The 14,317-nt window shown below is 58.8% G+C and carries 12 protein-coding genes and 7 pseudogenes; 8 read left to right on the forward strand and 11 right to left on the reverse strand.

All coding sequences use genetic code 11. The features are described 5' to 3' along the window. Positions 1-14: 14 nt before the first annotated feature. Together AMK05_RS25875 and AMK05_RS35360 are read left to right on the forward strand one after the other, a co-directional pair. Positions 15-1,204 (forward strand): IS3 family transposase gene (locus AMK05_RS25875; protein ID WP_089152671.1). Its coding sequence is split into 2 segments (ribosomal slippage): positions 15-264 and positions 264-1,204, totalling 1,191 coding nucleotides; the frame shifts between segments, so codons are not numbered across the junction. Between the two features lie 627 nt (positions 1,205-1,831). Further along, positions 1,832-1,978, forward strand: a pseudogene (locus AMK05_RS35360) (hypothetical protein); the annotation flags it as partial. Between the two features lie 220 nt (positions 1,979-2,198). Here AMK05_RS35360 and AMK05_RS25880 read toward each other — a convergent pair. Next, the gene (locus AMK05_RS25880; RefSeq protein ID WP_064842412.1) at positions 2,199-3,251 is read right to left on the reverse strand and encodes a type III polyketide synthase; all 1,053 of its coding nucleotides are present in this window, start codon (positions 3,249-3,251) and stop codon (positions 2,199-2,201) included. A gap of 270 nt (positions 3,252-3,521) precedes the next feature. Between AMK05_RS25880 and AMK05_RS25885 the strand changes: the two genes are divergently transcribed. Beyond that, positions 3,522-3,731 carry a CBS domain-containing protein gene (locus tag AMK05_RS25885; RefSeq protein ID WP_008534154.1) on the forward strand — a complete coding sequence of 70 codons (210 nt, stop codon included), beginning with the start codon at positions 3,522-3,524 and terminating at the stop codon, positions 3,729-3,731. A 154-nt stretch (positions 3,732-3,885) separates the two neighbouring features. Next, on the forward strand, positions 3,886-4,140 hold the full coding sequence (locus AMK05_RS25890; protein ID WP_064842414.1) for a BON domain-containing protein: 255 nt from the start codon (positions 3,886-3,888) through the stop codon (positions 4,138-4,140). 761 nt (positions 4,141-4,901) lie between these two features. Here AMK05_RS25890 and AMK05_RS33705 read toward each other — a convergent pair. The 6 genes and pseudogenes from AMK05_RS33705 to AMK05_RS36250 form a co-directional block, all read right to left on the reverse strand. Beyond that, positions 4,902-5,307, reverse strand: a pseudogene (locus AMK05_RS33705) (transposase); the annotation flags it as partial. Positions 5,308-5,524: 217 nt separating this feature from the next. Next, a pseudogene (locus tag AMK05_RS33710) lies at positions 5,525-5,849 on the reverse strand (xanthine dehydrogenase family protein molybdopterin-binding subunit); the annotation flags it as partial. Continuing rightward, positions 5,846-6,607: an N-acyl homoserine lactonase family protein gene (locus tag AMK05_RS25905; protein ID WP_064842420.1), complete on the reverse strand. Its 762-nt coding sequence runs from the start codon at positions 6,605-6,607 to the stop codon at positions 5,846-5,848. The gene AMK05_RS25905 and the pseudogene AMK05_RS33710, both read right to left, overlap by 4 nt. Then, positions 6,604-7,077: pseudogene (locus tag AMK05_RS35685) on the reverse strand ((2Fe-2S)-binding protein). Before AMK05_RS35685 ends, AMK05_RS25905 begins: the two are co-directional and overlap by 4 nt. Further along, positions 7,074-7,742 carry an FAD binding domain-containing protein gene (locus AMK05_RS25910; RefSeq protein WP_237352254.1) on the reverse strand — a complete coding sequence of 223 codons (669 nt, stop codon included), beginning with the start codon at positions 7,740-7,742 and terminating at the stop codon, positions 7,074-7,076. Before AMK05_RS25910 ends, AMK05_RS35685 begins: the two are co-directional and overlap by 4 nt. A gap of 169 nt (positions 7,743-7,911) precedes the next feature. Further along, positions 7,912-8,085: pseudogene (locus AMK05_RS36250) on the reverse strand (transposase domain-containing protein); the annotation flags it as partial. Between the two features lie 195 nt (positions 8,086-8,280). On the opposite strand from AMK05_RS36250, the gene AMK05_RS25915 reads away from it, so the two are divergent. The 4 genes and pseudogenes from AMK05_RS25915 to AMK05_RS33725 form a co-directional block, all read left to right on the forward strand. After that, entirely contained in the window at positions 8,281-8,748 is a 468-nt protein-coding gene (locus AMK05_RS25915; protein ID WP_064842422.1) for an avidin/streptavidin family protein, read from the forward strand. 224 nt (positions 8,749-8,972) lie between these two features. After that, positions 8,973-9,200, forward strand: a pseudogene (tnpB, locus tag AMK05_RS36000) (IS66 family insertion sequence element accessory protein TnpB); the annotation flags it as partial. Positions 9,201-9,379: 179 nt separating this feature from the next. Next, on the forward strand, positions 9,380-9,814 hold the full coding sequence (locus AMK05_RS25920) for a hypothetical protein (RefSeq protein ID WP_225881160.1): 435 nt from the start codon (positions 9,380-9,382) through the stop codon (positions 9,812-9,814). 47 nt (positions 9,815-9,861) lie between these two features. Beyond that, positions 9,862-10,564: pseudogene (locus tag AMK05_RS33725) on the forward strand (IS66 family transposase zinc-finger binding domain-containing protein); the annotation flags it as partial. A 42-nt stretch (positions 10,565-10,606) separates the two neighbouring features. Here AMK05_RS33725 and AMK05_RS25930 read toward each other — a convergent pair. From AMK05_RS25930 to AMK05_RS25940, 4 genes are all read right to left on the reverse strand, one after another. After that, on the reverse strand, positions 10,607-10,999 hold the full coding sequence (locus tag AMK05_RS25930) for a hypothetical protein (protein ID WP_064842427.1): 393 nt from the start codon (positions 10,997-10,999) through the stop codon (positions 10,607-10,609). 26 nt (positions 11,000-11,025) lie between these two features. Beyond that, the gene (locus tag AMK05_RS25935) at positions 11,026-12,975 is read right to left on the reverse strand and encodes a multicopper oxidase family protein (RefSeq protein WP_064842429.1); all 1,950 of its coding nucleotides are present in this window, start codon (positions 12,973-12,975) and stop codon (positions 11,026-11,028) included. A 480-nt stretch (positions 12,976-13,455) separates the two neighbouring features. Further along, on the reverse strand, positions 13,456-13,578 hold the full coding sequence (locus AMK05_RS36005) for a hypothetical protein (RefSeq protein ID WP_009982859.1): 123 nt from the start codon (positions 13,576-13,578) through the stop codon (positions 13,456-13,458). A 22-nt stretch (positions 13,579-13,600) separates the two neighbouring features. Beyond that, complete coding sequence (locus tag AMK05_RS25940; RefSeq protein WP_004674381.1) at positions 13,601-14,302, reverse strand: RibD family protein; 702 nt, start codon at positions 14,300-14,302, stop codon at positions 13,601-13,603. Positions 14,303-14,317 lie beyond the last annotated feature (15 nt).

A 14,317-nucleotide genomic window follows, 5' to 3' on the forward strand; every position in this document is an offset into this window, starting at 1 on the left:
GAGAGGACCAGAGAATGAAGCGCAACCGTTTCACAGACGAACAGATCATCGGGATTCTGAAGGAGCACGAGGCTGGCACGCCGGTCTTGGAGCTTTGCCGCAAACACGGTGTCAGCGATGCCAGCATCTATAAATGGAAAGCGAAGTTCGGCGGCATGGAAGTGTCGGAAGCCAAACGGCTGAAGACGCTGGAGGACGAAAACACAAAGCTGAAGCGGCTTCTGGCAGATGCCATGCTCGACAATGCCGCTTTGAAAGACCTTTTGGGAAAGAAGTGGTGACGCCCGCAGCAAAGCGGCGAGCTGTCGCGCATCTGGTTGATCAACATCAGATGAGCGAACGGCGGGCGTGTAAAGCCATCGGCTATTGTCGGATGACGATCCGTTACGAAACCAGGCGCGGTGACGACCATGACCTTCGCGATCGGATGAAGGCGCTGGCCCATGAACGCCGCCGCTTTGGCTATCGACGTCTTCATGTGCTGCTCAGACGTGAGGGACATCTTGTGAACCACAAGCGGCTCTTCCGGCTCTATCGAGAGGAAAAGCTGGCCGTGCGCAAGCGCGGCGGCCGCAAGCGAGCGATAGGCACACGAGCGCCGATGCTGATCCCGATGGCAGCCAATGATCGCTGGTCGTTGGACTTCGTGTCGGATCAGTTCACCGATGGGCGCAGGTTCCGAGTGCTGACCGTGGTCGATGATTGCACCAGGGAGTGCCTGGCGCTCGTCGCCGATACGTCCCTTTCCGGCCTGCGGGTTGCTCGTGAGTTGGACCGGATCATCGAGGGGCGAGGCAAACCGAAGATGATCGTCAGCGACAATGGCAGTGAGTTCACCAGCAACGCGATCCTGCAATGGACGGATCGGACCAAGGTGGAATGGCACTACATCGCGCCCGGCAAGCCGATCCAGAACGCCTTCATCGAAAGCTTCAATGGGCGGCTGCGAGACGAGTTCCTGAATGAAACGCTCTTCTCGTCACTGGCGTATGCTCGGTCAGCGCTTTCAAACTGGTGCAGCGATTACAACGATCATCGACCGCATTCCGGCCTCGGCTGGCTGACACCGGCCGAGTTCGCCCAGACCATCAACCCGCGACGTGATGCGGTGCTGCGCAGCCGGAATGGCTCCGCACCGCAACCCGCCGCTACCGCCGCAAATACAGCAACCCAAAACCGTCGGAGCGAACTCAAAACTGGATAAAACTTGGGGGCAAGGTCATCGGAGTCGATCTTGCAACAGAGCCCTTGCAGGCGGGCACCTCAAAGCAGACAGGAGCTGCGATGGAGGACAAGGCTTCGCAGGTTCTATCGAGCACGAAATACAGCACTGCTACCAAGCAGTTGGCAGGATCCGTGCTCTCACAATCCAACAAAAAGCGCTGATGAACGAACAAGAACTTTCGAACCAGTTTCTGTTGTTTTTCCCGGGCTTCTCGTCAACCAGTCTTATTCCGTTTCCTGCCACCTTAACTCATCATCTTCCGGAAAAGCGGCAGTTGGTTGCGAACATCCAGTGCCTCGGTCGGTGGACTCCGCTGAAGCGCCTATTTGAAGTCACTCTGCCCCAGATACGCTTCAATGCAGCTAGGAATGGGAAGCGATGAGCAAAGTGCGTAGGAGATCAAAGTTTCCCACTCCTTGTGGCCTGCCGAGGTCGGCGATCGATGACAGGCGTAATCGAGAGACACTGGCCTCCGAGACATCAATGCCGCTTGGGGGAGACGTATCTGACAACGTTGGTTGTAAATCCGCTTTTGTTTGCCGATGCACATTCAGTGCCATGGCTGGATCGCATGGTTCAGATACACGCAGATAGACATCGCGACCGATCGCGCGCGTGCCCGGCCTCGCCGAAAAGGTGCCAGATGTGACGGCAGCCTTGCATGCAAAGCTCGACGAGCACCGGGCGTTCGTGCGGGAGCGTGGAGAAGACTTGCCGGAAATCCAGAATTGGCGCTGGGCACGCTCCTCCTAGTGCGACAGATGACCGGATTGGGTAGCGACTACCACCAGCCATACTGCCGCAGCTACGCCGGCACGCAGGAGAAAGGATTCGAGTGCGAGGTGGCAACCTCGCCTTCGACTTGGGGTGTCCCACGGCAATCGCAGCCTTTGCAGCGTCAGCTACCTGTTTCGAGCCCTGTTCGTGCTGCAAACGATGCGATCTTAAAACGTCCTGGAGAATGATCGCCGGGTCATGCTGCAGCCGTCAATGAGAGGCAGCTAAGGGTGAAGCCCGGTCCCATCGCCGTCAGGACAGTTCTCCTGGGTAGTCCTTGCGCAAGGAGCTTCTCGAGTACGAACAGCGCGGTTGGCGAGGACATGTTCCCATAGTCCGAGAGAACCTCACGTTCCTGGTCGAGGGTTCCCTGGCTTAGTTTAAGCGCCGATTCCAAGGCGGTGATAACCTTTGATCCACCGGGGTGGCACGCAAACCGGTCAACGTCGGCAGGAGCAAGATCTGATCGGGCGAGTATGGACGTTACGCCCTTCAGCACATGAGTTTCGGCGAACGGTGGTATCGCACGATCGAAGATCACGCCCAGACCCTCCGGATCGACGCTCCATCCCATGATTTCTAGCGTGTCGGGCCACGTATGCTGGCCTGCAAGTTCGACCTCGGCCAGACCGGTCTCACTAGCACGCACCACGCAGGCGGCGGCCCCGTCGCCGAAGAGGGCGGTCGCCACCATGTTCGCCTTCGTAAGCTTGTCCATGCGAAATGCCAACGTGCAGGTCTCGACGGCGACCACCAGCACGACTGAGCCTGGCCGGGATGCCGCCAGCCGTGACGCGATTGAAAGCCCAGAGACTCCGCCGGCACAGCCGAGGCCAAACACGGGAACCCGTTCGACATCGTCCCGGAAGCCCAGTTCTCGGCTTACCCTCGCTTCCAGACTAGGTGTCGCAATACCAGTCGAGGAGACGGTTACGATCGTGTCGACATCGCCTGCTGCAATGCCCGCCGACACGAGAGCCTTGCTGGTGGCGGCGACGAACATTGCACCCGCGCCCTCGATATGAGCGAGGTTTCGTTCGGGCCATCCCGACGTCTCGAGATACCACTCGATCGGCGGGACGGCATAGCGGCGCCGAATTCCCGAGGTTTCGAACACCCTTGCCAGCTTTTCGAAATCGCCAAATCGCGATGAGAACGCGGTGTGCGAGGCTCGCGCCGCGTCACGCTGGTCGATGACATGTGGCGGAACGGCGGTGCCGACGGATACCAGCTTGACGGATTGCTGCATAAGACTCCTTGCGACGGCGCGGGAAGAATTTGGTACGCCGCGCGAGGACGAGACCGAACCGTAACGCCTCGATCCTCAATAAGTTGCAATGCGGGCGAGCCTGACGCCGCACTTCGTCGGAAGGCTTCAGAGACGACGACGCGTGAAGAATGCCTCCCGCGGCTTCGTGTCTGCCTTGATCCACGTCAATGCGCTCAACAAGTTGGCTCCGTAATTGTCCGATCGAAAAGGAGACAGCGCGATGCTTGCTAGAGACATCATGACGACCCCGTGACGACGCTCGACGAGGGACACAACGTCAGGGAAGCCGTCGAGATCGTCAACGCCAGCAAGATCGGCGCGGTGCCCGTCATCGATGGCGAAGGGCGGCTCACCGGCATCGTCACCGGGGAGACCTGCTGCGCCGGGTGGCGTCATCCTGGGCGAGACGGGCGGTACCGCATACGCGCGACCGCGAAGATGCACTGGCGGACTATGTGAAGGCCCGAAGCTGGCGCGTCAAGGACGTGATGTCGACGCCCGTCGTCAGCGCCGCCCTGAGCGCAACCGCGAGCCAGCTCGCAGAACTCCTGCAGGCCCACGACATCAAACACCGAACGGCAGACTCGCCGGCATAATCAGCCGTCACGACTTGATGCGAGCGCTTCTCGATGTTCGACGGCAGTGTACTGCTTCCGGCGACGAGGCCCTAGGGACGGCCGTTCGTGGCCTGGAAACCGAGTTCGAAATAAGGTTCCCCATCGTCAATGCGACCGTCTCCAACGGGGCAGTGACCCTGAGGGGAGAGGTCGAGACGGAGCTGGAATGCTCGGCGGCCAGGGTGGCGGCGGAAAGCATCCGCGGCGTCGGCGGCGTGGTAAACAACATCACCCTGGCTACCGCATGGTGAGCTCTCTCAAACTATGAAATCGTCCCTGGAGTTTCCATCATGTTTGTCAGGGTTATCGCAGACGCCGTCGTGTCGAGGCTTCTCCTCGTCATCCCGATCCTCATGGTGGGGACGGTCGTGAGCGTCCTACTGGTGAGGCCATCCGCGCGTCGAGCGCTCTCTCTGACCCGTGAGTGCGCGATGAACATCTGGCCCTCCAGGATTTAATTGTCCGGCCGCGTCCCGCAAAAGACCGGAGGCGCGACGGATTCGATGCTCTCCGAACTATTCGGCTTCATCTGGCTGATGGGAAGGCATCATCAGGCGTTGGTCGCAGGGCTGTCCCTGGCTCTTTCGTTATCGGCGCGGCGCCTCTCGAACTCCAGCGCCGGATCGTCAATGAGGCGACCGAGCAAGCGTCATACCGGTCTCTTCTCTTTCTCGTCTCCCTCTATCTCGCGGTCGCAGTGTTGAAGGGCGCGATAAAATTCACCTCCAAACTCTAAAGAAGCTGGGTGGGCGAAAAAAGCACGCTTTGGCTCGGGCGCGCGTTCTGCATCGGGCCGAGACGCCGCCATCGGACTCCACGCTCGAGGGGGTTGAGCTGTCGATCGTCTTTGCGGAAGCGGAACCGGTGGGCAGTTTCGTTGGGACCAGCATCTCCGAGCCGCTACTCCAGATCGGCATCCTTGTCACCGTGGGCGGGTATCTGATCTATCTCCAGCCGCTGATGAGGATGGCCGTCGCAGCCACCTTCGCCCCGCAGATTGCGTTCGTCCCGATGTTAGGCGGCTCACCTGGCTTTTGGAGATGCCGCTCATACCCATGGCCTTGACCAAGTCGTCGACAGAACGAGTCGAGATTCCCTGGATATACGCTTCCTGGATAACGGCCGTCAGAGCTTTCTCTGCCATGCGGCGCGGTTCAAGGAAGCTCGGAAAGTAGCTGCCTTTGCGCAGCTTCGGAATGCGAAGCTCGACGGTGCCAGCCCGCGTCTCCCAATCGCGGTCACGGTAGCCATTGCGTTGTGCGAGCCGCATCGAGTTCTTCACACCGAAGTCTGCACCCGTAGCCGAGCCGACCTCCAACTCCATCAGCCGCTCGGCGGCAAAGCCAATCATCTCACGCGATAATCTGCATCCGCGCTCTTCTCAACGAGGGAGCGCACGTCATCATGTCATTGGTCATTGGTCATTGGTCATTGGTCATTGGTCATTGGTCATTGGTCATTGGTGGTCTTTCCGTCAGGTTGGCCTTGAACAACCCGACCCTAGCGGAAAACACTGATGGCCGCCCGCAAAGCCGATCACCCGCTACAGCGCAATGAAACGCGCGGGCGCTCGGCTTTACTCCCTACCGTCACCTACGCCACGTACTGGGACACGATCCAGTAGAACGGCCACCTTTTCCCGCGTGCAAGTGGCCATATGGGGGTGGTGTAATAACCAGGCATACGCGAGGTCGGTATGGCAGGTTTGATCTCTCCTTCCAGGTCGCTCGCGTCATAGATCGCGACGACGCCGGGCACCGAGAACGCATCGCCGACATCGATGTTCAGGATTCGGGCATGTGGCTGGTCGGAGCGTCGCGATGCGATATGCAACATACCGCGGCGCCATGTCATCGACATACTGACCAACACCCGTCAGCAGACGTGGATCTTCGGTGCGCTTGTCCCGCTTGCCGACAAGTTTGGGCCGCAGCTCGACGGAATGGTCCTGCTGGCTCATTCGTAGAACTCCACACCCTTTCGCAACTCTTGCCATTGCGCGTCGTCGTGGCCGAAAATGATAGAAGCTCCCCGCTCCCGAAGAGCTTTCAGGCGAGCGAGTGCCTCTGCGGCGAGTTCGATGTTCCAAGTATTTCTCGGAGCGATACCGGTGTCGACGCTCGCCCGGAGCGGGGCAGCATCTGAAGCGAGTATAAATGAACCATCTTTTTCCAGCTCGACACGGGCGACGGTCATTCCGGGGGTATGACCCGGCATGGGCAGCAAGACGATGCGCCCGTCGCCAAAGACGTCATGCTCGGCATTGAAGGTCTGGAAACCCTGGGGCGGGTCCCATTCTCCTCGAAGATAGCCTTGATTTTCTGCACCGCTTGCCGTGGCGGCCTGCGCCTCCGCTTCGTGGCAGAGGATCGTTGCGCGCCGAAAGTACGCGTTGCAGCCGCAATGATCGGGATGCAGATGTGAACAGATCACAACATCTATGTCCTCGGGATCGAGAGCAAGAGTCTTCAACTGATGAACGACCGTCCGCTCTGGCGAAAAGATCGGGGTCATAACCTTGCTTAACCCACCCCATCGCGCGCCTGGATCGATGGCGGCCTCTGGATTGCATCCGCTATCGAACAGCGCGTTGCCTTGGGGATGGCGCATCAGGGTGGCGTGAACCGGCAATTCAATCGCTTCTTCCTTCAGCGCCCCAGGGACGTAGATGGACCGGCGCATACGAAGCCGGCCGGCCTCGAGAAAATGCATCTTCATCTTAAAGGTCCTCTCTTGCTAGCCAGTTCGCGGACGGCGTTGACGATGTTTTCATAGCCCGTACAACGACAGATGTTTCCTGAGAGCGCTTCCCTGATCTTCTGATCGGTTTCCAGCGGATGGTGGCGAAGAAGGTCGATGATCGCCACGATGAAACTGGGCCTACAAATTCGCATTGCAGGCCATGATGCTGGCGGAACGCTCCTTGGATTCGTCCGAGTATCGACGCTTCCCTGGCCATGGTTTCGATTTCGCTCCCGTCTGCCTGCACTGCAAGCATCAGACAGGAGCGTGCGCTCCTTCCATCGAGAATGACGGTGCAGGCACCGCAAACGCCATGTTCGCACCCGACATGGGTTCCGGTCAGGCAAAGGATCCTGGCGCAGGAAGTCGCTCAGCAGCGTTCGTGCTTCGATCGTGCGCGTCATATACGCTTCGTTGACGCTGACGGTGATCGTCTTCTCACTCATCTTGCTTGAAGCCTTTCGTGGTTCGCGCGGCTCCAGGCGGCGCGAAGGGCCCGTTTGGCAAGGACGCCTGAGAGATGCCTGCGGTAATCTGCAGAGGCATGGATATCCGTGTTGGGCGTGAGGATTCCAGCCAGGCGATCCGCCACCGTATCGAGAACCGGCTCGGAAACATCCGTCCCCTCGATGATGCCCTCGATCTCTTCAAGCCGCAGCGGGGTTTCACCAACGCCCATCATGCCAACGCGAACGTCAGACGCCCTGCCATCTACACAATGCAGCGTCGACGCAAAGCAAGCGAGTGCGAAGTCCCCGTGGCGTTTTGCAAACTCCTCAAATCCCCATCCGGCATCCGGTCTCATCGCGTCGAGCTCGACGCGAATTACAAACTCGTCCGGTTCCAACGAGCTGACCAGCGATCCGACAAAAAAATCGGCTGCAGGTATTTCGCGTCTGCCGCGCTGAGAGGAGGCGATGACCGTCCCACCGAGGAACCGTGTCATCATCGGCACCTCGGTCGCTGGATCCGCATGCGCGACGCTGCCGCCGAAGGTGCCGCGGTTGCGCACGGTCATATGGGTGACGTGATGCATCGCCTCATGCACGATTGGCAAGTGTTGGCGGATGTCGCGGTCATGTGATGGCGTACCGTCGGCGCCGATTCTCACCCGATCTCCGTGCAGTTCGATCCGATCTCCATGAACCGACGTTACTACGCGCGGTGCCCAAAATCCCGCGGCCCTGCTCGGATGGATACGATCTCTCTGAGCAGTTCGAGGTTCTCGCCGGTCATGGTGGCCACGTCTTCGATCGTGCAGATATGCATCGAACGAGCCATCAGGCGGCCTTTTGCGAAGTGGAGACCGTCGGAAGCATATTCCACGGCAACAGGTCTTCAAGCCTATCTACCGGTTAATCTTTGATCTGGGTTAGGACGTCCGTGAGGTAGCTCTCGGGGTTGCGGCCATGCAATTTGTCCGTTCCAATGATGGTCAAGATATTAGCGTTGCGCTATCTCGTTCGTAATTTGCATCGTGTAAGTCTTCACTCCTGATGCTCGTTCTCGGGCCGCGCCGCGCAACGCGCGGCCCGTCTTTCGGTTTTCTCAACCCGGGAAATTGCTACTCGGATTGATTGATTATTGCAAGATTATATGCAACCTTCGGTACGATCGCCGACGGTCGGCGCACATCAGGAGGAAAAACCATGATCCGTACTACTGCAGTTGCAGCACTTGTGTTTGCTGTAGCAACCTCAGCTCTTGCTTTCGATGCAAGCAACTTCAAGGATTTTTCAAGCATCGCATCGGCTTCCAGCAGTTGGCAGAACCAGTCCGGCTCGACGATGATCATTCAAGTCGACTCGTTCGGAAATGTCTCCGGCCAATATGTAAACAGAGCCCAGGGCACCGGATGCCAGAACTCGCCCTATCCGCTAACAGGAAGGGTAAACGGGACGTTCATCGCATTTTCGGTCGGCTGGAACAATTCGACGGAGAACTGCAATTCGGCAACCGGATGGACCGGCTACGCACAGGTCAACGGCAACAACACTGAGATAGTCACGAGCTGGAACCTCGCTTACGAAGGCGGCTCCGGTCCGGCCATTGAGCAAGGACAAGACACTTTCCAGTACGTGCCGACGACTGAGAACAAAAGCCTCTTGAAGGATTAATCTCCTCTGCCCTGCCGGCGCTGCCCGTCAGAGATTGTGGAGCACGAATTCATCGAATATGGCCAAAGGCTTAGACGAAGCTGCTTTCCCTGCCGAATAAAAGCGCCGCGTGCTCGTCCGCGCGGCGCAAATCCTTATTTAATGAGTTCAATGCGGCCCAAAACGGCAAGCTTTCCGGACAAAAGTAAGCATCCGAGGATGCGCCGCCTTGGGGCAAACGCGGCGATCTGATCAAGGTCGTTTGGCACGATGGCCAGAGGGCCTGCCTGTTCACGAAAAAATTGGAGCGAGGAAGGTTTATTTAGCATGACGGCCAGGGCGCTTGTCTGTTCACGAAGAAGCTGGAGCGCGGCCGCTTCATCTGGCCGTCAGCCGCTGACGGCACGGTGGTGATCACACCGGCGCAGCTCGGTTATCTGCTCGAAGGTCTACAGAAATATGCCTGCTTGTGAGTCTGACGAATCATCACCGGACAAGATCTAGGTGCTGGATCCGAGCCATCCGTTATTTGGACGCTCCTTTAATGTGATCCGTGAGGTGGGACGTAGAGGCGGCAACTTCGCGCCGTCGTATGAGGTTGAACCTCGTAGTGGATCGACCTTGCTGATACCCGTGTCTGCGACACAGGGATATGTCGAAGCCTGAAATACTGACGCGCGAAGGACACCATTCGCCCAATTGTGAGGAGAAGGTTTTGCCAATCACTGTGCAACGCCTCCGCCTTGCAGCGGGCATCAAGGTAAAGGCACAGCGCAACAGATGGACACACGAACCTAGTTTGCTCAGCACCGTACAACTTGCCGCCAGGCTCGATACTCCCGTCAATTGGATTTACGTTCAAATCAGGCGGAAGCGCCTGCTCATCGACCAGCAATCAACCGGAGCATATTTGTTCCAAAATTCCCCGGCGGTCGTCAACGCGGTTCGCGACCTTCGCAACCGTACCATTCATCAACTCGATCTGAGAATCATTCAGCCTCACCAGGAGGGGCATCAACATGCGTTGTCGCTGGAGGGAATTGACTGGCGCGCACGGCAGGAAACCTGGCGCCCCAGCCGGGTTTGACTGAATTTTTGCATTGAGATTGTTGAGAAATCTGATTCAATGTCGTTATGACATTGCCGCCGCTTACCCTGCCATCGGACCTTGCCAGCGCTCATCCGGCGCTGCTGGCCGAACGTGCTGCGGGGCTGCAAGCTGAGGCGGACGCGGCCAACGCGAAGGCGCGGCTGTCGAGCATTGAGGCGCTCAACGTGCATTTGCAGTTGCTGATTGGCAAGCTGGAGCGCGAGAAGCACGGGCCGCGCCGCGAGCGCACGCAGCGGCTGATCGATCAGTTGGAATTTGCAGCTCGAAGAGCTTGTGGCGTAGGCCGCCGAGGACGAACTGAGCGTCCAAGAGGCCGCGGCCAGAACGCAGTCCGTGCGCGCCTTCGCCCGCAAGCGTCCAGTGCGCAAGGCGTGGCCCAAAGACGTCGAGCGCGCACGCATCGTCATCGAAGCGCCGACGGCATGTGCCTGCTGTGGCGGCTCGCGGCTGTCGAAGCTGGGCGAGGATGTGACGGAAACGCTGGAGGATATCCCGCGCCGATTCAAGGTGATCGAGACGGTGCGCGAGAAATTTACCTGCCGCGATTGCGAGGCGATCAGTCAGGCTCCCGCACCGTTCCATGCGACGCCCGCGCGGCTTCATCGGCCCTCAGTTGCTGGCGACGATCGTGTTCGACAAGTTCGGGCAGCACATCCCGCTGGACCGCCAGAGCACGCGGTTCAAATGTGAGGCATCGGTCCGTCGACCCAGACCCTGGCCGGTGAATGTTGATCCGAATGTCTTCGAGCTGCGGCAAATGCTGGAGCATCACTGTCGCACAGCATACCAGGAGGCAACGTAGCCGGCTGCGGCGACCCCATGGGAATGCGGGACGTCGCGGACGATGCTACCGACAATGGCGTCCCTTTGATCGACGCCATTCAGCCAGTTCGGCACGATGTAGCCGCGATAGCTGTAGATCCAGGTCTCGCTGGCCACATCGCCCTTTCCAGTGAATTGCAGCTCGACAGGGTCTCCCGGACGCACCGTACCGGTCAGTTCCAGCGACCACCCGGGCCCACCAATGGTTCCGCCGACCTTGCGCCGAGCCAACTCGGTCAGCACCAGCGTTCCCTGGCCAAATTCCAGTGCATTGAAATCAACCGATAAATCGGGATTGTTGATCAGGCTGCGATAACTCCAAGTGCCAGTGAAGCTCATAGTTCCTCCCAATGGCGATCGACGCCCTAATGATGGCCGGAAACGGTGCCACCCTGGCCGTCCGGCAGGGTGATCCTGATGTTCTGCATCATGCCCTGGTCCTCATGATCGAGGATGTGGCAATGCAGAACGAACTCGCCGATATAGCGCTGGTAGTGCGTCCGCACGGTGATCGTGTAGCGCGCCGACGGATCGGTGCCGGGATTCTTGATCCACAGCGTGTCCTTCCAGACATTTTTCAAGCCTGGATATTGCGGATCGCCGTCGTCATCGGCGCCAAGCGCGCTGACATCGTTGCCGGCCGCATCGACAATTTTGATGATCTGAAACGGATTGACATGGATATGGAATGGGTGGCCGACGAAATCCGAGCGGAGCGTCCATTCGTCGACTCCGCTTAGCGGCAACGTCCGGTCGATGCGGTTGGGATCATAAGGTTTGCCGTCAACCTCGAAGAAGGTGGCACCCGGCTGTTTCACATCGATGTTAAACACCAGTTGCTGCTCGCCGGTGACCTCGCCCGCGGCGATGTCCGGATGGGGAATAAAGCTTGAGAGCGACATCTCGTTCTTGAGGTCATCGATAACCTTGCCGGCGACATTCTGTGACATCGTGCGCTCAGCCGCCGAAATCAGCCAATCCTGCAGATAGGTGCCGATCTCGCCATTGACGGCATGGCCGCCTACTGCAGTGACTATGCCGAGAAGCCGTCGGCTTGGAGCCTCCTGGTTGACGCTGGCCGCTGCCGGTGCGGCGCCATCGATGATGCAGTAGTCACCCGCTCCTGGCAACACCACCAGCGCGTCAACGCGGTAGCCCGGTTGCAGGATCGCTTGCTGCCGCATCTGCACCTGCGCCATTGTCAGCCCGTCCTGGGCCACCACCCCATACGGAATAGTATCCTTGCCGCAATTCTGGTCGATCCATCTGTCGGTGTCCGCTGCCGCAAGCGTGCGGAACGCGGTCGTCCCGGTCTTGCGCCGGATTTCGAAATTGATGGTGTCGCGAACCCCGGCGTGTATCATCCGCCACCGCTCGACCGAGCCAGCCTCCGCTAATGCCAACTGACCAAGCACCTGGCCGTTGACGCTGGTGAAGCGGCCCGAAGCCGGCCAACTGCCAGGTCCGAACTGATCGTAGCTTTCGATGCCGCCCACCTGTCCTGGCTGGCAATCATAAGTGATGTCGCCATTGTTATCGGTGCAAGCATATTGAATCTGCTGTAGCACCAAAACCCGTTCGGCGATATCGGAGCCGCCCGGCTGCTTCAATAGGCGGTCGATATCGCCAGTCTCGGTCGGTGTAGGCATGCGATCGCCACGGATGATCAACGCCCCGGACATGCCACTCGACACCTGCAATGCGGTTGATCCGTGTAGGTGTGGGTGATACCAGAAGGTGCCGGCGGGATGCTCAACGGCGATGTTGTATTCATATTGGAACGAAACGCCGGGACGGATTGAGATCAGCACATTATCGCCATTGCCAGACGGATTTACCCAGAGACCGTGCGAATGCAGGTTGGTACCGTTGAAGCAATGGGGGGTATTGGCACTGCCACCGCCGATGCCGCAGGTGGAATCCTGAGGGAACAGGTTGTGAAGCGTTACCCGCACCGTCTGACCGGGCCGTAGATCGATGGTCGGTCCAACCAATGGCGTGTCGGCACCGGATAAGCCGGTCTGGCGGGCGTCTTGATAGCCGCGCAGTTTAACGTGGTCGTAGCGCGCCGTGGCCGGATTGTAGATCTGTCGGTCGAGATAGGTAGCGTTCATATCGAGCAGAACCTCGCCCGGAAATGTCTCCCGGCTTTGTTCGAAGGTTTTCAGCATCCCCTGGGATTTTGTGATAGGTTGCAGCATATAGGCCAGGGGGTTAGTCACGGCCCTGGCCTCTTGAGCGACTGCGAATAGCGCATGGGTGACCGAAAAAACGCTCGCCATACCGAAGATCGCAATTTTGTCAGACACAGACAAACAGCCCTCCCAAACCTCTGCCCGGAGTTTTGTTCTCCCCGGGTCGAACCGCATCCACAAAGTTCTACTGCGTCACCATGCGTTCACCTGCAATTCGACTTTGACTCGCGCGCTTTCTCGGGAGAAGACAGCTGCCGCCGCGCGACGAGAAAGTTTCAAGACTCATGCCACTCTGGCCGGATCGAGCCTCAGAAGGAATCTTGTGCCTATGCTTCAAGGACTTCCACGAGAGCGCGGTAGGAAGTCGGGCGGAACAGCACCATGGCGCGCACCTGACAAACCTGACAGCAGGTGTAGTAGGCCCGACATTTTTGTGGGGAGCATCGTTACGTGCGGCAATACGCGTCTCACCTTGTTTGTTTGTCGAGCTGCACTCGAGCAACGCCTTGACGCTCATATCGCGGTCACCGCCGCGGGCATTAATGTCGGCGTCACATACCGTTCATCACACCGCCTAATCGGAGAGACACCACAGGCAGACTACGCCAGTTCTTCCGGCTCTCTGCGCTGCGCGATGATCTCGAAACAAGGTTGCTTGCTCAGGAGTATCGCGCCCTGCTCCTCGACGATCATTTCGACGACGGCAGGAGGGAGCCCTTCCACAATCTTCTCCTATGGACGTCTCTTATGGACGTCCAACGCGATATCTCAGATGCACGGAGCCGAGGCCAGCGGCTTCGGCGCTGATAAACGTGAGCCTCGCCCTGCCGGCAAGCCCATCCTCGCCGCCCTCGAATATGGCCGGTGTATTCGACTTGCCTCCGATCGCAGGGAAGATGACCAGGCTGACCTCGTCAACAAGACCCGCCTTCAAGAAATGGCCATTGGTTTGCGCCCCGCCTTCCAGCATCAAGCGCTTCACACCGAACTCGGTTCCAAGAAGGTCAAGCGCGTTTTTCAGATCGACGCCATCTTTCTCCGAGACGATATAGGAAACGCCAGCCTGGGTGAGGCCCGCCAGGTAAGCATCATCCACGTCAGATCCTGTCAGGACCACAAGGTGAGCTCCCTCAATGTCGCTCTTGTCCCAGCGTAGCCGACCGTCCTTATCCACGATGACAGCGAACTCGCCGGCGTCCGGGTTGGCGATATGGATCGGTCGCGCGGCTGTGCCGGTTGCTTGATAGGGGCGGTCGACGGCGTCCGCGAACTCTTCTCCCGTCGCTCTTCCCGAAAGCCAGGCGTCGGCACCGATCTTCTCATGCAGGCCGTCATAGATCTTCACGAGCTCATCGACCGAATGGCCGGTTGCCTCGGCCCAATCATTGACGATCAATCGGCCATCCAGCGGCGACATCATGTGACAGATTACATAGGGTCTGGGCATTGGATTACTCTCCTC

Source organism: Rhizobium sp. N324 (assembly GCF_001664485.1).
Lineage (GTDB): Bacteria > Pseudomonadota > Alphaproteobacteria > Rhizobiales > Rhizobiaceae > Rhizobium.

Bases quoted from the DNA above. Each gene is read 5' to 3' on its own strand.
- AMK05_RS25880 (WP_064842412.1), bottom strand. From the start codon at position 3,251: ATGCAGCAATCCGTCAAGCTGGTATCCGTCGGCACCGCCGTTCCGCCA.
- AMK05_RS25890 (WP_064842414.1), top strand. From the start codon at position 3,886: ATGCGAGCGCTTCTCGATGTTCGACGGCAGTGTACTGCTTCCGGCGAC.
- AMK05_RS25905 (WP_064842420.1), bottom strand. From the start codon at position 6,607: ATGAAGATGCATTTTCTCGAGGCCGGCCGGCTTCGTATGCGCCGGTCC.
- AMK05_RS25915 (WP_064842422.1), top strand. From the start codon at position 8,281: ATGATCCGTACTACTGCAGTTGCAGCACTTGTGTTTGCTGTAGCAACC.
- AMK05_RS25920 (WP_225881160.1), top strand. From the start codon at position 9,380: ATGTCGAAGCCTGAAATACTGACGCGCGAAGGACACCATTCGCCCAAT.
- AMK05_RS25930 (WP_064842427.1), bottom strand. From the start codon at position 10,999: ATGAGCTTCACTGGCACTTGGAGTTATCGCAGCCTGATCAACAATCCC.
- AMK05_RS25940 (WP_004674381.1), bottom strand. From the start codon at position 14,302: ATGCCCAGACCCTATGTAATCTGTCACATGATGTCGCCGCTGGATGGC.